This is a genomic window from Rhodospirillaceae bacterium (assembly GCA_028819475.1).
Classification (GTDB): Bacteria; Pseudomonadota; Alphaproteobacteria; order Bin65; family Bin65; genus Bin65.
Window position 1 is genome coordinate 1 of sequence record JAPPLJ010000063.1, and the last position, 18,925, is coordinate 18,925.

The 18,925-nt window shown below is 67.1% G+C and carries 17 protein-coding genes; 12 read left to right on the forward strand and 5 right to left on the reverse strand.

Going from position 1 to position 18,925, the window contains the following annotated elements; all coding sequences use genetic code 11:
* The first annotated feature begins 655 nt into the window (after positions 1-655).
* From OXM58_18750 to OXM58_18780, 7 genes are all read left to right on the forward strand, one after another.
* Positions 656-1,558: a peptidylprolyl isomerase gene (locus OXM58_18750; GenBank protein MDE0150402.1), complete on the forward strand. Its 903-nt coding sequence runs from the start codon at positions 656-658 to the stop codon at positions 1,556-1,558.
* 100 nt (positions 1,559-1,658) lie between these two features.
* Positions 1,659-2,885 (forward strand): bifunctional glutamate N-acetyltransferase/amino-acid acetyltransferase ArgJ, encoded by a 1,227-nt coding sequence (gene argJ, locus OXM58_18755; protein MDE0150403.1) that lies wholly within the window; start codon positions 1,659-1,661, stop codon positions 2,883-2,885.
* Positions 2,866-3,354, forward strand: coding sequence for an 8-oxo-dGTP diphosphatase MutT (gene mutT, locus OXM58_18760; GenBank protein ID MDE0150404.1), 489 nt, complete (start codon positions 2,866-2,868; stop codon positions 3,352-3,354). The genes argJ and mutT overlap by 20 nt, the downstream gene beginning before the upstream one ends.
* Positions 3,355-3,387: 33 nt before the next feature.
* Complete coding sequence (locus OXM58_18765; GenBank protein MDE0150405.1) at positions 3,388-4,188, forward strand: MBL fold metallo-hydrolase; 801 nt, start codon at positions 3,388-3,390, stop codon at positions 4,186-4,188.
* A gap of 85 nt (positions 4,189-4,273) precedes the next feature.
* A complete protein-coding gene (locus OXM58_18770) occupies positions 4,274-6,127 on the forward strand; it encodes an SLC13 family permease (GenBank protein ID MDE0150406.1) in 1,854 nt (617 codons plus the stop codon).
* 269 nt (positions 6,128-6,396) lie between these two features.
* On the forward strand, positions 6,397-7,692 hold the full coding sequence (locus OXM58_18775) for a lytic murein transglycosylase (protein MDE0150407.1): 1,296 nt from the start codon (positions 6,397-6,399) through the stop codon (positions 7,690-7,692).
* 78 nt (positions 7,693-7,770) lie between these two features.
* Entirely contained in the window at positions 7,771-9,228 is a 1,458-nt protein-coding gene (locus OXM58_18780; GenBank protein ID MDE0150408.1) for a lytic murein transglycosylase, read from the forward strand.
* A gap of 48 nt (positions 9,229-9,276) precedes the next feature.
* On the opposite strand, the gene OXM58_18785 is transcribed toward OXM58_18780, so the two are convergent.
* A complete protein-coding gene (locus tag OXM58_18785) occupies positions 9,277-9,777 on the reverse strand; it encodes an Lrp/AsnC family transcriptional regulator (GenBank protein MDE0150409.1) in 501 nt (166 codons plus the stop codon).
* Positions 9,778-9,944: 167 nt separating this feature from the next.
* On the opposite strand from OXM58_18785, the gene OXM58_18790 reads away from it, so the two are divergent.
* The 3 genes from OXM58_18790 to OXM58_18800 all read left to right on the forward strand — a co-directional run bounded on the left by OXM58_18790 (position 9,945) and on the right by OXM58_18800 (position 12,953).
* Entirely contained in the window at positions 9,945-10,943 is a 999-nt protein-coding gene (locus OXM58_18790) for a mitochondrial fission ELM1 family protein (GenBank protein MDE0150410.1), read from the forward strand.
* Positions 10,944-11,037: 94 nt separating this feature from the next.
* Positions 11,038-12,006, forward strand: a complete 969-nt coding sequence (gene trxB / locus OXM58_18795; protein ID MDE0150411.1) for a thioredoxin-disulfide reductase — start codon at positions 11,038-11,040, stop codon at positions 12,004-12,006.
* Positions 12,007-12,059: 53 nt separating this feature from the next.
* Positions 12,060-12,953, forward strand: coding sequence for a LysR family transcriptional regulator (locus OXM58_18800; GenBank protein MDE0150412.1), 894 nt, complete (start codon positions 12,060-12,062; stop codon positions 12,951-12,953).
* 298 nt (positions 12,954-13,251) lie between these two features.
* On the opposite strand, the gene OXM58_18805 is transcribed toward OXM58_18800, so the two are convergent.
* The gene (locus OXM58_18805; GenBank protein MDE0150413.1) at positions 13,252-14,472 is read right to left on the reverse strand and encodes a TRAP transporter large permease; all 1,221 of its coding nucleotides are present in this window, start codon (positions 14,470-14,472) and stop codon (positions 13,252-13,254) included.
* A gap of 142 nt (positions 14,473-14,614) precedes the next feature.
* Positions 14,615-15,157 (reverse strand): TRAP transporter small permease, encoded by a 543-nt coding sequence (locus OXM58_18810; GenBank protein ID MDE0150414.1) that lies wholly within the window; start codon positions 15,155-15,157, stop codon positions 14,615-14,617.
* Between the two features lie 362 nt (positions 15,158-15,519).
* On the opposite strand from OXM58_18810, the gene OXM58_18815 reads away from it, so the two are divergent.
* Both OXM58_18815 and OXM58_18820 read left to right on the forward strand, forming a co-directional pair.
* Positions 15,520-15,747, forward strand: a complete 228-nt coding sequence (locus OXM58_18815; GenBank protein MDE0150415.1) for an AbrB/MazE/SpoVT family DNA-binding domain-containing protein — start codon at positions 15,520-15,522, stop codon at positions 15,745-15,747.
* Complete coding sequence (locus OXM58_18820; GenBank protein ID MDE0150416.1) at positions 15,744-16,178, forward strand: type II toxin-antitoxin system VapC family toxin; 435 nt, start codon at positions 15,744-15,746, stop codon at positions 16,176-16,178. The genes OXM58_18815 and OXM58_18820 overlap by 4 nt, the downstream gene beginning before the upstream one ends.
* A gap of 303 nt (positions 16,179-16,481) precedes the next feature.
* On the opposite strand, the gene OXM58_18825 is transcribed toward OXM58_18820, so the two are convergent.
* Positions 16,482-17,231 (reverse strand): glucose 1-dehydrogenase, encoded by a 750-nt coding sequence (locus tag OXM58_18825; GenBank protein MDE0150417.1) that lies wholly within the window; start codon positions 17,229-17,231, stop codon positions 16,482-16,484.
* Positions 17,232-17,250: 19 nt separating this feature from the next.
* Positions 17,251-18,924, reverse strand: coding sequence for a sulfatase-like hydrolase/transferase (locus tag OXM58_18830; GenBank protein MDE0150418.1), 1,674 nt, complete (start codon positions 18,922-18,924; stop codon positions 17,251-17,253).
* Position 18,925: the final 1 nt, after the last annotated feature.

The following is an 18,925-nucleotide window of genomic DNA, read 5'->3' on the forward strand; positions in this document are numbered from 1 at the left end:
GGCCGGACGCCCCGCCCCACGAGGACCCGTTCGTGTCGGCGCAGGACGACCCGGAGCGGGACGATCCGGATGAGGACGGTCCTGAGCAGGCAGGGGAGCAGGCAGCGGAACAGGACGGGAAGCCGGAGGCCGGCCGGCGGAGAAAGGGAAGCCGGAGGACGGGCCGGCGGAGGAAGGGAAGCCGGAGGACGGCCCCGGCGGCGCGCCCGGAAAGCGGCGGCGGCGGCAAGCCGAACGGGGCGGCGCATGACATTTCATGACACTCCTGCCCGTCCTTGCCCCGACCGTCCTTTCGACGGGCGGGGCGCCAGCCCCTTCCCCCGTCATTTCGACCGGAGCCGTCCGGAGGACGGCGGAGTGGAGAAATCTTTCCGCGCCGGCGCTCCGGCCCCGGCATCGCGGGCGAAAGATTTCTCCGCTTCGCCCCGGACAAGTCCGGGGCTACGGTCGAAATGACGGTTGGGGGCGCTCGGTCGAAATGACGGTCGGGGGGAGTTCGGTCGAAGCAACGGCAGCAAGCCGGAAAGGAGCGGCATGACAAATCATGACACTTCATGACGCTCCCGCGTCAGGGGCGTCCGGTGGGTTTCGCCTATCGCAGCGCGGGGATCGGTGATACCACCCGCATAACGCGCGATACCGGAGATTCCCCGCAATGTTCCCCGCCATTCCCCTGCGCGCCGCCGCTGCGGCGCTGGCACTGGCTTTGCCGCTTGCCGTGCAATCCGGTGCGCCTGTGCAGGCACAGTCGTCGACGCCGGCCAAGGACCCGGTCGTCGCCACCGTCAACGGCGAAAAGGTGATGCTGTCCGATCTGCGGGCGCTCCATGCCGACCTGCCGGAGCAGATCCGGAAGATCCCCCTGGATCAAATCTACCAGCCGCTGCTCGAGCAGGTCGTCCAGATCAAGCTTCTGGCCGCGAAGGCGCGGGCCGACGGGCTGGACAAGTCCCCGCCCATCGAACGCAGGCTGCGCGCCCTGGCCGACCGGGTGCTGCAGCAGGCCTACCTGGAGGACCATATCGACAAGGCCGTCACCGAGGACCATCTCGCCAGGGCCTACAAGGAATTCGCCGCCGGCCATCGCGGCGAGGAAGAAGCGAAGGCCCGGCATATTCTGGTCAAGACCAAGAAGGAGGCGATGGCGGTCATCGAGGCCCTGGAGAAAGGCGGCAAGTTTGCAGAACTCGCCCGGACGACATCGATCGGCCCGTCGAAGGCCGGCGGCGGCGATCTCGGCTGGTTCGCCAGGGGCCAGATGGTCAAGCCGTTCGCCGACGCCGCGTTCGCCTTGAAGAAAGGCGCGTATACCGGCGTTCCGGTGAAGACCCAGTTCGGCTGGCACGTCATCCTGCTCGAAGACCGCCGCCGCAAGCCGCCGCCGCCGTTCGAGGCGAAGCGGGCCGAGCTCAAGGCGGAACTGGGCCGGAAGCTGGCGGTTGCGGAGATCGAACGGCTGCAAAAATCGGCCAGCGTCGTCCGATTCGGCCCGGACGGAAAGCCGCTTGACGATGCGGCGCCGGCCCGGAAAGAAGACGGGCAAGAAAAGAAACAGTAGGACTGGATCGGTGTAGACCGTCTCCGCGCCGTCCGGCGCTGCCGCGTTCGCCTGCGGCCGGGCCGGGAAACGCAACCGGAGACGGGCCGCAAATCGCAATATGGCTCTTGAAAAATCGCCGCTCGCGCCGGAGCGGTTTCCGGACCTGCCGGCGGTCGGCGGCGTGCAGATCGCCGGCCGCGCCTGCGGCCTGAAACGCAGCGGCGCCAAGGATCTGATGCTCGCCGAGTTGGCGCCGGGCACAACCGTTGCCGGGGTCTTCACCCGCTCGCAATGTCAGTCGGCGCCGGTCGACTGGTGTCGGGCCGCGCTGCCGGGCGGCCGGGCCCGGGCGATCGTGTGCAATTCCGGCAATGCCAACGCCTTTACCGGCAAGGCGGGCGATACAACGGCGGAACGGACCGCCGAGGCCGCCGCCGCCCTGTTCGGCTGCGCCGAGCGCGAGGTGTTCCTGGCCTCGACCGGGGTGATCGGCGTTCCGGTCGGGCCGGACCATATCGGCGATTGCCTGCCCGGACTGGCGCGCCATCTGAGCGCCGGCGCCTGGCGGGACGCGGCCGAAGCGATCATGACGACCGACACCTTCCCCAAGGGCGCCGGCGCGCAGACTTCGATCGGCGGCACGCCGGTCAGCATCGCCGGCTTCGCCAAGGGCAGCGGCATGATCGCGCCGGACATGGCGACCATGCTGGGCTTCGTCTTCACCGACGCCGACATCCCGGCGCCGCTGCTCCAGAAACTGCTGGCGCGGTCGAACGACCGGTCGTTCAACGCGATCACGGTCGACGGCGACACCTCGACCTCGGATACCGTGCTGCTGTGCGCCACCGGCGCCGCCGGCAACGCGCCGCCCGCGGACCTCCGGGCCGTCCGGGATTTCGAGCGCGCGCTGGATTCGGTCATGATCGACCTTGCCCAGCAGATCGTGCGCGACGGCGAGGGGGCGAGCAAGTTCGTGACCGTGAATGTGAGCGGCGCGGCCTCCGCCCGGGCGGCGCGGCGCATCGGTCTGACCATCGCCAACTCGCCCCTGGTCAAGACGGCGATCGCCGGCGAGGACGCCAACTGGGGCCGGATCGTCATGGCGGTCGGCAAGGCCGGCGAGAAAGCGGATCGCGACCGCCTGTCGATCGCCATCGGCGGCGTTACCATCACGGAAAACGGCCAGCTCGCGCCCGGCTACGACGAGACGCCGGTCGCCCGGCATATGAAAGGGGCGGAGATCGATATCGACGTCGATATCGGCATCGGGCGCGGCAGGGCGACCGTGTGGACCTGCGACCTGACCCACGGCTACATCAGCATCAATGCCGACTACCGAAGCTAGGGCCGCCGCGTTTCCCGTACCGGCCGGCTGCGATCCCGGCGAAAGCACGGCGCCGGCGGAAGCGCCGGGCCGCCCGGTCGTGTTCGTTGCGGCCATCGCCCTGGTCGACATCGACAACCGGGTCCTGATCGCGCAGCGGCCGGCGGGCAAGGACATGGCCGGCCTGTGGGAGTTTCCGGGCGGCAAGGTCGAGCCCGGCGAAACGCCGGAAGCGGCCCTGATCCGCGAGGTGCGCGAAGAGCTGGGCATCGATACTTCGGAAAGCTGCCTTGCGCCGTTCAGTTTCGCCTCCCACGCCTATGCGGATTTCCACCTGCTCATGCCGCTCTACATCTGCCGGAAATGGCTGGGCGAGCCGGCGCCGCGCGAGCACGGGGCGATAAAATGGGTCCGGCCGATGCGCCTCGGCGACTATCCCATGCCACCGGCCGACGCGCCGCTGGTCGCCATGCTGCGGGATTTTCTCTAGCCTTCGCGCAGGGCATCCCCGACGGAGTCGAAGATGCAGGTCAGCCTCCTGGGCACCGGATTGCCGTTCCCCAACCCGAAGCGGTGCGGGCCGGGCTACGCGGTGCGGGCCGGCGCGCGCAACTTCGTCGTCGATTGCGGCTCCGGCATCGTCCACCGGATGGTCGAGCTGGGCCTGATGCCCAACGAGGTCGACCATCTGTTCATCACCCATCTCCATTCGGACCACTTCATCGACCTGGGCCATTTCATCGTCACCCGCTGGATGATGAGCGACGACCGGCCCTGGCACATCTACGGGCCCGAAGGCACCCGGACGATGGTCGGACAGTTGCTGGAACTCCTGCGCCCGGATCTCGAACTGCGGATGCGGATCCGGAAGGTGCCCCGGGAAATGCCCGACATCCGGGTCCGCGAACTGACCGAAGGCCCGGCGCTGGACGTAGACGGGGTCGCGGTCACTGCGTTCGACGTCGCCCACTATCCGCTCGAACAGGCGTTCGGCTACCGCTTCGAAACGCGGGACCGGCGGATCGTGCTCTCGGGCGACACCAGCCCGTGCGAAAACCTGATCCGGCACGCGCACCGGGCGGATATCCTGATCCACGAGTGCGTGCAGTACGACAAATGGATCTCGCCGCAGATCGACCACAGCCACACGCCATTGGCGCATACGTCGCCGGAGCGGCTCGGCCTCGTCGCGCGGGACGCCGCGCCGGGATTGCTGGTCACGACCCACATGCTGCCGGAGTCCGAACCGCACGAACTGAGGGAGATCATCCGCCGCGACTATGCCGGGCCGCTGGCCATCGGCGAGGATCTGATGACGTTGTAGCTGCGGCGGCGGGCGCCGGGCTATCCTGTTCCCGGCGACCGCGGCGGCAGACAGGGCAGGGGCGTGCGATGGACTTGGGTTCGGCATGATCGAGGGCGAAATCGGGCCGGTCCTGGCCTTCGGCGCGATCGTCGTGGCGCTGATCCTCTATGCCGCCCCCAGGGTGTCGATGGAGCTGGCGTCGCTGACCGTCATCTGCCTGCTCCTCCTGGCGTTCCACATTTTCCCGGAAGCCGGCGCCGGCGGCCGCAACGCGCTGGGCCCGGCCGAATTGCTGGCCGGTTTCGCGAACCCGGCCCTGATCGCCCTTCTGGGACTCATCATCATCGGGCAGGGCCTGGCGCAGACCGGCGCGCTCGACCACGGCGCACGGGCGCTGCTCGGCGCCGCCGGCGGGCGCTCCGAAGTCGCGCTGTGCCTGTCCCTGCTGGCCGTGCTGCTGGTCAGCGGCGTGCTCAACAACGTGCCCGTCGTCGTCATCTTCATCCCGATCCTCCAGGCCTTCGCCAACCGCGGCGGCACGGCGCCCAGCCGCTCCCTGATGATCCTGAGCTTCGCGTCGATCCTCGGCGGGATGACGACCCTGATCGGATCGAGCACCAACCTGCTGGTTTCCGGCCTGCTGACCGATCTCGGCCAGCCCGGCTTCGGCTTCTTCGATTTCACCGTGCCGGGTCTCGCCGTGGCCCTGCCCGGCCTGCTCTTCGCGCTGCTGGTCGTCCGGCGCCTGCTGCCGGACCGCAGCGTCGGCGACGACGCGGCCCCGGCGACCGGCCGCCAGTTCCTCGCCCAGATCGACGTGGTCCGGGACCGGCCGCTGGCCGGGCTCCGGCCGGCCGGCGGCTTCTTTCCGCAAATTGCCGATGTCACCGTCCACGCCATCCAGCGCGGCGATGCGAGCCTGCTGCCGCCTTTCGAAGAGGATGCAGCACTGCAGCCCGGCGACATCCTGATCGTGAGCGCCACGCGGGCGGCCCTGACGAAGGCCGTGCGCGGCCAGATGGATCTGCTGCATCCGTCCCTCGGCGACGCCTGGGCGGCACGCGAGGATGAGACCCACGGCAAGCCGCCCTGGCTGCGCGGCCGGCAATTGCTCGGCGAGGTCCTGGTCACGCCGGGATCGGAGCTGATCGGCCGGACGCTGGAGCAGATCGGATTCCGCTATCGCTACAACTGCGTCGTCGTCGGCGTGCAGCGCCGGGCCGCACGCATGCACCGGCCGATCACCGACCTGCCGCTTGCCGCCGGCGACGTGTTGCTGGTGCAGGGCACCACCGAGGCGAAGGCGGCGCTGCGCGGCAGGCCCGGCATCCTGCCGATCGAATGGTCGGCGAGCGAGGTGCCGTCGGCGCCCGAAGCCTGGCGCGCGCTGGCGATTTTCGGCACCGTGGTCGGGCTCGCGGCGCTGGATATCCTGCCGATCGAGATCGGCGCGCTGGCCGGCGCTGCCGCGATGCTGGCGACGGGGGTCATGACCCTGCGCCAGGCGGCGCGCGCCATCGGGGCCGATCTGGTGCTGGTGATCGCCGCCGCCCTGGCGCTGGGCAAGGCGCTGCAGGCGACCGGCGGCGCGGAGATCCTGTCCGACCTGCTGGCCGACGCCCTGGCGGGATCGCCGGTGCCGGTCGTGCTGTCCGCCTTCTTCCTGCTGGTCGCGGTTCTGGCCAACCTGGTCGGCACCAAGGCGGTAGCGGTCCTGTTCACACCGATCGCGGTCTCGCTGGCGCTCGGGCTGGGCGCGCCGGTGGAGCCGTTCGCGGTGGCCGTGGTCTTCGGCGCCAACTGCGCGTTCGCAACGCCGATGGGCTATCAGACCAACCTGCTGGTGATGGGCCCGGCAGGCTACCGCTTCCAGGACTTCGTGCGCGCCGGTCTGCCGATGCTGCTCTTCGTGTGGGCGACGGTGAGCGTTGTCCTTCCGCTGTATTACGGCCTGTAGCGGCCAGTAGCGGCCAGTAGCGGCCAGTAGCGGGCAGTAACGGACGGCACCGGGCGCGGGCGTGGAAGCGTTTCCGGGTTGCGTCGGGAGATGCCGGGCCGGCCATGGCTGCACCGAAAAGGCCGCGCCGGGATTCCCAATGTCTCAAGATCGCCGCTCATGTTCCTGAAATAGCGCTGTAAACCAGTTTTGGATTTTTCAAGAATTGGTGTAGAATAACGAAATGAAACTCCTATTTCCGGTGTCGGAGGGCAATCCGGATGGGAAAGGTGTTGAGACAAGTCGGCGCTTTCGCAGCTATCGCGGCAGTATTCACGGTCGCGAATGCTGCCTTAACGCTTGCCGGCACGCCGGAGGTTCTGGCCCGGGCTACGGCTGCGGATCGGCCCGCTCCGGGACCGAATCCCCCCAAGGGGCCGGCTTCCCGTCCGTCATTCGCCGCATGGATCGCCGGGCTCAAGACCGAAGCGCGTACCAGACGGATCGGCGAAGCCACGCTGACCGCAGCGCTCGACGGACTGCGCCTGAACCGGCGGGCCCTGGAACTGGAGGCGCGCCAGCCGGAATTCGTTACGCCGGTCGGCGCCTATGTCGCCGCGCTGACCGGCAAAAAGGCGCTGGCCGCCGGCCGGGAAAAACGCCGGCAGCACGCCGCCCTGCTTGCCAGGATCGAAGCGGCTTACGGCGTACCCGCGCGTTATCTTCTGGCGATCTGGCGGCTGGAATCCGACTATGGGGCGAATTTCGGCGCCTTCCCGGTGATCGAGACCCTGGCGACGCTGGCCTATGCCGGCACGCCGAAGCGCCGGCGCTTCTGGCGCCGGCAGTTGTTCGGCGCGTTGCAAATCGTCGACCGCGGCCACGCGCCGCTCGACCGGCTGGTCGGCTCGTGGGCCGGCGCGATGGGCCATACCCAGTTTATTCCGACCACGTTTCTCGACCATGCGGTCGATTTCGACGGCGACGGGCGGCGCGACCTGTGGCGCAGTCTGCCGGACGTTTTCGCCTCGACGGCCAGCTATCTGAGGAAATCCGGCTGGCAGCCGGGCCTGCCGTTCGGCTGGGAAGCGAAGCTGCCGGAGGGGTTCGACCTCGGCCGGGCCCATATCGGGGAGAGCCGGACCGTCGCCGAATGGCGCGCCCTGGGCGTCCGGCGCGCCGACGGCCGGCCGATCCCGGAGATCGACCGGCCGGCCAGCCTGATCGTGCCGGCCGGCTGGAGCGGACCGGTCTTTCTCGTTACGCAGAATTACCGCGCCATCCTTCGCTACAACAATGCAGCGGCCTATGCGCTGACGGTAGGCCTGTTTGCCGAACGGCTGGAAGGGCAGGGCAGGCTGGTCGCCCGCTGGCCCGCAGCGGACCGCCTGTTGTCGCGCTCCGAAAAGGCGGAGTTGCAACGAAAGCTGATGGCGCTCGGCTACGATCCGGGCCCGGTCGACGGAAAGGTCGGCCCGGAAACCAGGAAGGCGATACGGGCCTTCCAGAAAAGCGCCGGCAAACCGGCCGACGGTTACGCCAACCATGCATTGCTGGAAGCGGTCCGCGAGGCCGCTCACCGGTAAGCGGCGGGGTGAAGAGAGAGCAGACGGTCGATCCGCGGCGCCGGGCGCCGGCGGATCGCTGACAGAGGGTAGGTCGAGATGCTGTTCCTTCATCGCTGGAACCGGCCCGCCGGGTCGTGGCGGCCGGTTCGAAACCTCGCGCTTCTATCCATTGCCGGCGGCATGCTCGCTGCATGCGGCGGCGGAAACTGGGGCTCCGGCAAGGATGCGTCGGCGCAATACCGGGCCTGTCTGAACAAGGTTTCCGCGCTCTACCGCTATTCGGGCAGCTTCGACGGTTACCTGAGCAAGGCGAAGAAAATCGGGCGCCGTTGCGGCATCCGGAGTTCGACGCTCCACGCGGGTCTCGGCCGGTTGAACAACCGCAACGTCGGGGTTTCGGACTATGCCGAAGCGGACGGCATCGAACTGCGGGAGCAGATCGCCGACGCAACCGGCGCCGACGGCGTCCTGCTGGCCCGGCGGCGCAGCGGCAACGCCGTGCGCGACTATCTGGCTTACCGCGTGACTCCGGACCTAGTTCGCAAGGGCCGGAGCATGCGGAAACGCTATCGCCGCCTGCTCAGGCAGATCGAGCGGCGGTATCGCGTTCCTGCGCACTACCTGGTCGCCTTCTGGGGCATCGAATCCAGATACGGCGCCGTCACCGGGCGCCACCGCGTCGTGCCGACCCTCGCCAAACTCGGCTATCGCAGCAATCGCCGGCGCTTCTTCTCGAGCGAACTGCTCGGCGCGCTCATGATCGCCGACCGCGGCTTCGCGCGTCTCAGCCGGATGTACGGCAGCGCCGCCGGCGCCATGGGCCAGACGCAATTCATGCCGTCTGCCTACATCTACTATGCCGTCGATCACAATGGCGACGGCCGGCGCGACATCTGGCGGAGCAAGGCCGACGTGCTGGCCTCCATGGCGAACTACAGCATCAAGCGCGGCGGCTGGGATACCCGGATAAACAGCGCGATCTACGAAGTGCGCCTGCCGCGCCGCCTGCGCGTTATCCGGACGGGGTTCTACAACCGGCGTCCCCTGAACTACTGGCGTCGGGCCGGCGTCCGCCGGATCGACGGCGGCGCCCTGCCGCGGAGCCGGGAAACAGCCTCGGTCTTTTTGCCGGCCGGCTGCCGCGGACCGGCATTCCTGCTGACGAGAAATTTCCGCGCCATCATGCGCTACAACAACCTGATCGAATACGCCTTTGCCGTTGCCGTGCTGGCAGAGAAGATCGAGAACCGGTTCCGGATACGCAAACCCTGGCCGCGGCGCGACTATGCCCTCACAAAACGGGAGCGTGCCGACCTGCAACGCCGGTTGACCCGCATGGGCTATGGCCGCCTCAGGGCCGACGGCATCCTTGGCGAGAAAAGCCGCCGGGCGATCCAGCGCTACCAGGCGCGCAAGGGGCTGTGCCCCAGCGGCCACGCAAACACGCGGCTCTACAACCACGTCAGGGGCCGGCGGAGCGGCGGCGGCTATGCCGACAGCGGCGGCGAACCGCAAGCGTTCGGGCCGGTTATCGAGCGGGCGGAGGCGCAATAGCGCGGAATTGCCCGGGCGCGTTAGCGATCGACGCAAATCGCGATCAGGCTATTCCATATCGACCGGCACGCCGGGCCGGTTCTTGCCGCTCCGGATGACCTGGATCGACTGGACGGTCGTGACATGGCGGGCGGAGGTCAGCCGCGTCGTGACCTCGTTCTCGTGCGCGGTGTTGCGCGCCACGATCTTGAGCAGGAAATCGCCGGCGCCGCGCACCATGTGGCATTCGCGCACCTCGCGCCAATTGGCCATTTCATCCTCGAAGGCGCTCAGCACTTCCTGGGCCTGGCTGTCCAGGCCGACCAGAACGAAGAACAACACTTCGAAGCCCAGGGCCTCCTGGTCGACCTGGGCGTGGTAACCGCGGATATAACCGGCTTCCTCCAACGCGCGGACCCGGCGCAGGCAGGGCGGTGCGGAGATACCCGCGCGCCGCGCCAACTCGACATTGGTCATCCGGCCATGCTCCTGGAGATCGCGCAAAATCTTCAGGTCGATGGCGTCGAGGCGAACCCGCTTGCCGCTTGCTGTCGTCAGGCGTGCTGGCATGGACGGTCGTTCTCCTCCCCGGGTTCAGCCGCCCCGCATTCGGGGCCGTTTCAGAAAATTTCGCTGTGACAATCGGTTTTTACGCCGGGATTGCCTGTCCAATGCCAGACACGCAATAAAGTTTCAATGATTTCCGAATCATTCGCAATTGTGAAAGCGGGCCGGCGATGACGCAGCCGCTCACCGTCTGGGCGGTGACCGAAGGACATATCGGGACGGAAAACCAGGCGCGCGGCGTGGCGGAAGCGCTGGTCGGCAGCGGCCCCGGCGCTGTCGTCGTCAAGCGAATCGCAGTCCGCGCGCCCTGGCGCTGGCTGTCTCCCGCCCTCTGGCCGGCGCCGCTGACGGCGCTCGGCCGCAACGGCGATTTGCTCGAACCGCCGTGGCCGGACGTCCTGATCAGTTGCGGGCGGCGGGCGGCGGCGCCCAACCTGGCGGTCCGGAAGCGCAGCGGCGGCGCCACCCTGTCGGTGCACATCCAGCGGCCCTACATGCCCAGCGACCGGTTCGATCTGGTTGTCGCTCCGCGGCACGACGGTCTGGACGGCGCCAACGTCCACGTCACCCGCGCCGCCGTCCATCGGGTAACCGCCGAGCGGCTCGCAGCGGGCCGCAGCGATGCTGCCGGATGCGCGGATCCGGCCCGCCACGCCGTAACCGTGCTGATCGGCGGTTCGAACCGGCGGCACCGGCTGACCGAAGCGATTGCCGCCCGGTTCGGCGACCGGCTGGCCGCTCTGTGCCGCCGTCGCCCGATCGACCTGCGCCTCACGCCGTCGCGCCGCACGCACCCGGCGATCGTCCGCATCCTGGCCGGGAAGCTGGCCGGAACAGGGGCGGAAATCTGGGACGGTTCGGGCGATAATCCGTACTTCGACTGGCTCGCGATCGCAGACACCATTGTCGTTACCTGGGATTCGGTGTCGATGACCTCGGAAGCGCTGGCGACGGGCAAGCCCGTCTATGTTCTGCCGCTGGAGGGCGCATCCCGGCGAATCGACCGGTTTCATGCCGGCTTGCAGGCGGACGGCTACACCCGCCCGTTCGACGGGGCGCTGGAGCGCTGGGACTACGCGCCGCCGGACGATACCGCCGCCGCCGCCGCCGCGATTCGCGCCCGGCTGCGCGCAAGCGGGCAAGCGGGCGGCGTCATGCGCTCAGGTTGACCCTGCCATTGCTTCCGGGCGGGCCCGACCGTATTTTTCTGCCGATGCGCCGCCGCTCCCGCAATCGGCAGAATCCCGTCCCGGATTGCAATTAATGCCACAGACCTTCCACGACCGTGTTCTGATTATCGGCTCCGGCCCGGCGGGATACACCGCCGCAATCTATGCCGCGCGTGCAAACCTCGCGCCCCGGATGGCGATGGGGCTCCAACCGGGCGGGCAGCTGACGATCACAACGGATGTCGAGAATTATCCCGGCTTCGCCGACGTGATCCAGGGTCCGTGGCTGATGGAGCAGATGCAGGCCCAGGCCGAGCATGTCGGGACCACCATCACCCACGATCTGATCGTCGCGGTGGATTTCACGCAGCGGCCGTTCCGCTGCGTCGGCGACGGCGGCGACGTCTACCTCGCCGATACCGCGATCATCGCGACGGGCGCCCAGGCGCGCTGGCTGGGGCTGCCGAGCGAAGAGAAATTCATGGGCTTCGGCGTTTCGGCCTGTGCGACCTGCGACGGCTTCTTCTATCGCGGCAAGGAAGTGATCGTGGTCGGCGGCGGCAACACCGCCGTCGAGGAAGCGATCTATCTCACCAATCACGCCACCAGGGTTACGCTGGCGCATCGCCGGGACGAATTGCGGGCGGAGAAGATCCTGCAGGATCGCCTGTTCGCCAATCCGAAGATCGAGCCGCTCTGGAATACCGTGCTCGAAGAGGTGATCGGCGACGACGATCCGCCGGGGGTGACGGCGGCCCGGCTGCGCAATGTCCTGACCGGCGAGATCGCGGAAAGGCCGGTGGACGGCATCTTCATCGCGATCGGACACGACCCGGCCACGGCGGTTTTCCGTGACAAGCTGGCGATGGACGAGGAGGGCTATATCCTGGTTGAGCCCAATACGACCGTGACCAGCGTTCCCGGCGTCTTTGCCGCGGGCGACGTCGTCGACAAGGTGTACCGGCAAGCGGTCACCGCCGCGGGACTGGGCTGCATGGCGGCCCTGGATGCGGAGAAATTCCTGGCGGAACGGGAGGCTGCGACGCCGATGGCGGCGGAATAGGCGGTCGGACTGGCTTCGGGCCGGCGTCGGACCGCCGCGGGCGGAATGGCATGGTGGACTGGGACAAATTACGGGTTTTTCTGGCGGTTGCCGATGCCGGCAGCTTCACCCATGCCGGCGAGGTTCTGCATTTGAGCCAGTCTGCCGTCAGCCGGCAGATCGGCGCGCTCGAGGAGACGCTCAACACGGCGTTGTTCAACCGGCACGCCCGCGGCCTGATCCTCACCGAGCAGGGCGAACTGCTGTACCGCAACGTTCGCGAGATGGCGGGCCGGCTGAACGAGACCGAGGCCCTGATTGCCGAGAGCAAGCAGAAACCGGAGGGGCCGCTGGTCGTCACCGCCCCAACCGGACTGGGCTCGAGCTGGCTGACGCCGCGCATGGGCGAATTTCTGAAGAAGTATCCGGATATCGACGTCAGCCTGCTTCTGGCCGACGGCGATCTCGACCTGGGAATGCGCGAAGCGGATGTTGCGATCCGCCTGATCGAACCGACCCAGCCCGATCTGATCCGCCGCTCCCTGATGACGATTCACAATCACGTCTACGGATCGACGGACTATGTCCGCCGGCACGGCATGCCGAAGACGCCGGCCGATCTGGACGACCATCGGCTGATCACATTCACGGATCATCCCCCGGCGCCGGCCTTCGTGAATGCCGACTGGATTCTGCGGGCGGGAGCCAACGGCTCGCGGCCGCGGACGCCGGCCCTGCGCGTCAACAGCGTCTACGGCATTTTCCGGGCGGTGCGCAGCGGCGTCGGCCTGGCGCTGCTGCCCGACTATCTGGTGGACGGCAATACCAGCATGGTGCGGGTCCTCTCGGAGACGGACGGACCGGCGATGACGGCCTATTTCGTCTATCCGGAAACCTTGCGCAAATCGGCCCGCGTGGCGGTATTCCGCGATTTCCTGATCCGGAAGATAGCCGAAACCCGTTTCTGATCCGGCACGGTGCGCCGGTTTCCGGCTGCACCAGCCATGCACCTGCCGCATGGCAAATTTGTCGCATCGGCCCTACTGAATCGACCGGTTCGGTTGCATAATCAACGGTGTGGATGTGCGGCGTGGCGCGGCATTGTCCATTGCAACCGTAAGGCGTCTGTTTCGTTTTTCGGTGCGGTCAGCCGCTCAATGCGCTGCTTCCTCCCAGACGTGAAGCCTCCCTGTTCCTGAGTCCCGGAAAGCCGCTTTCCGGGACTCATTTTTCGCCTGTTGCCGGCCCGGCGGCCGGCGAATTCCTTCAGCCCATCAGGCCGGGCAGCAGCAGGGCGATCTCCGGCATGGCGATGATCATCGCCAGGCCGATGAGGCTGGCCACGACGAACGGCCAGACGCCGGCGAAGATCGCCCAGATCCGGACATCGGCAAGCACCGTCTTCACCACAAAGACATTCATGCCGATCGGCGGCGTGATCAGGCCGATTTCGACGATGATGATGGCAACGATGCCGAACCAGATCAGGTCGACGCCCATCGGCTCGATCACGGCGACGAAGATCGGAATGGTCAGCAGCAGCATGGCCAGGCTGTCGAACACGCAGCCGAGCAGCAGATAGATCACGCACATCGCCAGGACGACGCCGACCGGCGACAGCTCGAAATATTCGATCGCGCTGACGATGCCGTCGACCATCCCGGCGAGATTGGTGAAGTTGGCGAAGATCAGCGCGCCGAACGCCACGACGAAAATCATCGACGTCGTGATTCCGGCCTCGATCAGCGGCTCGACGACGGCGCGCCAGCTGAATGCCCTGCGATTGTACAGGGCCATGAGCAGAAACAGCAGGCTGGCGGCCGCGCCGATGCCGGCGGCTTCCGACGGGGTGAACACGCCGAGATAGATGCCGCCCAGGATGATCGCGAACAGGACGACCACGCCGCCGACGCTGATGACCAGTTCAACGATATTGTCCGGCCGTTCGACCTCCGACCGCGGCGCGAGGCCGGGCTTGAGTCGAACGACGGCCACGATCGAAATGATATACAGGACGGTCAGCAGGATGCCGGGGATGACACCGGCGATGAACAGCTTGCCGATGTCGCTTTCGGTCAGGATGCCGTAGATCACCATCGGCACGCTGGGCGGAATGAGGATGCCGAGGGTGCCGCCGGCGGCGATCGAGCCGGCCGCCAGGCTGTCGGCGTAACCGTATCGCTTCATTGACGGCATGGCGACCTTGGCCATCGTCGCGGCGGTCGCGAGCGACGATCCCGATACCGCGGCGAAGCCGGCGCATGCCCCGACGGTTGCCATCGCAAGCCCGCCCGGCGCCCGGCCGAACACCATGTTGCCGGCAGCGTAGAGGCCGTCAGAGAGCCCGGCGCGGTGGATGAAGACGCCCATCAGCACGAACAGCGGCAGCACCGCGAGCCCGTCGTTCAGGCCCATATCGATGATCTGCTGCCCTGCCATGGTCATGGCCGGCTCGGCGCCTTCGGCAATGGCTTGGAAGAAGCCCACATCGTCGGCTTAGCCCCGGACATAGGCGAAGCCGACGGTCCCGACGATGATCAGCGAGTAGCCCAGCGGAACGCCGGAAAAGCAGATCGCGAACAGCGCCAGGAAGCCGACGAGCGTTGTATCCATTGCGGCCGGCTCCCGCTCAGTCGACCTGGGACATCATCGACACCCCGGCAGGCCGGGTGGCGATGCCGCGCACCAGGAACGCGGCGAGCAGCAGCTGGATGACCAGGGTCGCCGCCGCAAAGCCGCACATGACATAGGCGATCGGCGCGAACGGCCAGCCGAGATAATTGGTGATCTGCTTGGCCTCGGCGAGCAGCAGGCCCTGCTGGTACATCAGGTAACAGATCAGCGCGAGCGCCACCACGGAACACAGGGTGACGAAAAAGACCTGAAGCTGCTTGGTCCGGCCGCGGAAGAACTCCTCGAACAGTGATACGGTGATGTGGTTCTTGTTCCAGGTCACGATCGGCAAGCCGCCGAAAATGGTCAGCCCCATCAGGAACTTGATGACTTCCTCGGCGCCGGCGATCGGCTGGTTCAGGACATAGCGGCTGAAGACGTTGGCGAACACCAGCGCCATCATGGAGAAGACCGACAGGCTGACCACCGTGAGAAGCGGGATCGTCAACGCCTTCGGCAGGGCGACGGTGTGCGGCGGCGGCGTGGCGTTGTCGTTCATGCGGTGCTCCGGCGAGCGTGCTTCCGGTTCGCAGCGGTTATGGCCGCGGCAAGGTCCGGCCGGCGGCAGGATCGATCCCCGCCGCAGCGAGCCTCGGCGGGCGCCCTGAAAGGCGCTGCAACAAAGCACGGCTTGCCGGCCGCCGTCGAGTCGCGACCCCCGGCACATACGGGGCGCAATCGTGCGCCGGTCCGGTTTTCGCCCGGCGCGCACCTCTCCCCGAATCGTTCCGGCCGGGCGACTGACGGCTTGTCCGTGCGGGGTCGCCTGGGTACGCAATTGCCAATTCTTTACCATTCGACAATTGGTAAAGAAGTCGGTATCATCTTATCCGAAGAGGATTTACCGGGAGGAACGGTCCCATGCCGCGGGTAAGCGCCAAGCGCCAGATTACGCTCCCCGTCGATCAGTGCAGAGAAATCGGGATCGGCCCCGGGGACGAATACCGCAGCTTCGTCGCCGACGGACGGATCACCATCGTCCGGAAAACCCCCGGCGCGGCCAGGGGCTTCCTCAGTGGCGTAACCGGGGATCCCGCCGTCACGGACGAGGAATCCCTGGAGGGCGCCCTGGGCGGGCCGCAGCCTTGATCGCCGCCGATACCAACGTCCTGCTCCGGTATCTGCTGTACGACGACGAAGCCCAGGCGGCACGCGCGGGCGTCGTCTTCGACGCCGGCGAGACCGTGCTGATCACGGACGTCGTCTTGGCGGAAACCGTATGGACGCTGTCCGGCCGCAGGTATCGACTGGGCAAGGGCGAACTGGCGGCTGTCCTCGAACGGTTGTTCAGCGAACCGAACATCCGTTTCGAGGATAACCAGACGGTCTGGCGTGCCGTGCAGGCGTACAAGAGCACCGCGCCGGCAGGCGGAGCCGGGCCGGCGAAAGGCGCGGGTTTCGCCGATGCGCTGATCGCGTTCAAGGCGCTGCATATCACGTCCGGCGCCGGCGAGGCGTTGACCGGCGTATACACGTTCGACACGGCCATGCAACGGATTCCGCACACCGTCCCGGCGTAGCGCGAAAATACTTCATGAATTTCAGCAGTTTTGCAGCGCCGGATATTCCTCCGACGGCGGGACAAAGCCGGCGAGAACTTCAAACGCCCTTCGTTCGTCGACGAAAACAATTGTGCCGCCCGGACTTGTTCCGGGGCCCGGCGTCGCCCGGCACCACTTCGACTTGCGGCACCAGATCCCGGATTAAATCCGGGATGGCACTATTGGTTTGTCGAGGCTGAAAAAAACGCGGCCGCAAAGGTCTTCGCCTGCCTTCCCCGCGCCGCTTCCCCCGACAGTTTCGGAGGGCTTCATCGGGACGGCTCAGCGCAGGGTGGTGCCGCCGTCGATCGTGATCGACTGGCCGGTCATGAAGTCGCTGTCCGAAGAGGCGAGGAAGAGGAGCGCACCGACGAGATCCTCGGGCTGCTGGTCCCTTTTGATCAGCCGCGCCTGGGGCGCCATTTCCATGAACCGGCCCCATTTTTCCGGGTTGGCGAGAATCTGATCGCTCAACACGAAGCCCGGACACAGGCTGTTGATCTGCACATTGTGCTCGGCGAGTTCCCGGGCGAGCGATTTGGTCATCACCCAGACTGCGCCCTTCGAAGCCGTGTAATGCGGCATCATCGGCGGGCCGACATGGACGACGCCGGAAGCGATGTTGACAATCTTGCCGGCCTTCTTCTCCATCATGATCGGCGCAACCGTCTGGATGCACTGGAACTGGCCGCGGACGTTGACCTGCAGCATCCGGTCGAACTCGTCGGCCGCGATCTTCAGGAACGGCTTCGGCGTGAGGCTGGCGAAGATGGCCGCGTTGTTGACTAGAATGTCGACCGTGCCGAATTCCGCTACCGTGAAATCGGTCATCGCCCGGATCTCGTCGAGACTGGAGATATCGGCCCTGATGAAACGGGCCGCATCGCCGATCTCGCCGGCCAGCGCCGAGCCGTCGAGGATGTCTGAAACCACCACCCTGGCGCCTTCGGCGGCCAGCGCCTTCGCATAGACGGCGCCGATGCCCTGCGCGCCGCCGGTCACGATCGCCACCTTGCCTTCGATACGTCCCATTCCTTTCCCCCTGAACCGCTCACGCCATGAAGGGCGAGAGCATTGCCGTGTCGGTCAGCCGCATGCGTTCGGCCAGCATGCGCCCGGTCATATCCTGCAATCTGTTCCGGGCCGACGGATCGGACCACAGATTGTTCATCTCGTGCGGGTCGGTATTGCGATCGAACAGCTCCCCGGTCTCTTCGCCCAGGATCCGGGTCAGCCGCCAGCCGTCGTGGATCAGGGTCCAGGTGCGCAGCCCGAAGTCCATGTCGATATGGAGCCCCGGGCAATCCTCCTCGATCATCAGGCCAGCGCGCCCGGGTTGCTTGCCGGTTGCCGCCGCGCCGGCGATATCGAACCCTTGCATGCCGGCAGCCGCGGCGACGCCGGCCCGGTTGAGGATCGTCTGAGCGATGTCGATCGAGCCGCCGAGAACGTCGCTGCGCCTGCCGGTAACTCCGGCCGGATCGGCCCAGATGAAGGGCACGCGGATCACGCCCTGATAGTGCAAGCCCTGTTTCAGCATCAGGCCGTGGTCGCCCATGAAGTCGCCGTGGTCGGACGTGAAGACGACCACCGTATCATCGTCGAGGCCCAGCTCCCGCAGCCGGACGAGGATCCGGCCGATCTGGTCGTCCAGGCAGGAGATCAGGCCGTAGGTCAGCGCCAGGATTTCCCTTGTGTGCCGTTCTCCGGCGAGAAAGCCCCACATGAAATCGTCGTGCTTCCTGCCTTCGGCGGCGTGGGCGCGCAGGGTCCGCAGATAGCGCGGCTCGCCGCGGTTGACATGGTCGTGGGACGGCGGGAGCGGGATTTCCTCCGGATCGTACATGTCCCAGTATTTGCCCGGCGGACAGAAGGGGTTATGCGGGTCCGGGAAACTGCAGAACAGGAAGAAGGGCTCTTTCCCGCCGGCCTGCCGCTCCAGCCAGTCGATCGTCCGGTCGGCGACCCAGGTGCTGGACCACAACTCCTCCGGCACCGCGGTGCGCCAGGCCTGGGGAGCGGTGACGCCGCCTTTGTCGAGGCCGTTCGGCGGTCCCACCTTGCTCGCGATATCCGGGTCTTGCCGGGCGCGCCAGACAGCATAGTCGCCGCCGACCCAGTCGCCGTGGCCGTTGGCGATCTCGACATGGTCGAAACCGTAATAGGGCGTCGGTACGGTGTAGTCGGGGTTCACCCGCCACTGCCCGGTCCACTCCAGGTCGTAGCCCGGTCCGGTGCGCCATTCGCGCGTCGCATTCCACAAGGCGTCGTCGCGGCCGATCGGCTCCTCGCCGACGCCGCGGGTACGGCGCGGCCGGTCGGGGTCGATGCCCGGCTGCGGTACGGCCATTGCCGATTTGACGCTCGGCGGCTCCGGCGCCTCGAGCGATACGTCCTGTTTGGAGATGTTCTGGAAGTGCGCCTTACCGATCAGTCCGGTGCTGTAGCCCTCGGCCTTCAACAGGTCGACGAACGTGACCGCATCCAGCGAAAGCGGGAGGCCGTTCTGGCGCACGCCGCTGGCGCTCGGCGTGCGGCCGGTCAGGATGGTCGCCCGGTTCGGCATACAGATCGGGCAGGAAACGTAGAATTCGTCGAAGGCAAGGCCGCGGCGGGCGAGGGAATCGATGCTCGGCGTCCGGAGCAACGAGTTGCCGTAGCAGCCCAGGTGATCGGCCCGGTGCTGGTCGGTGATAATGAACAGGAAGTTCGGTTTCTTCGCCACG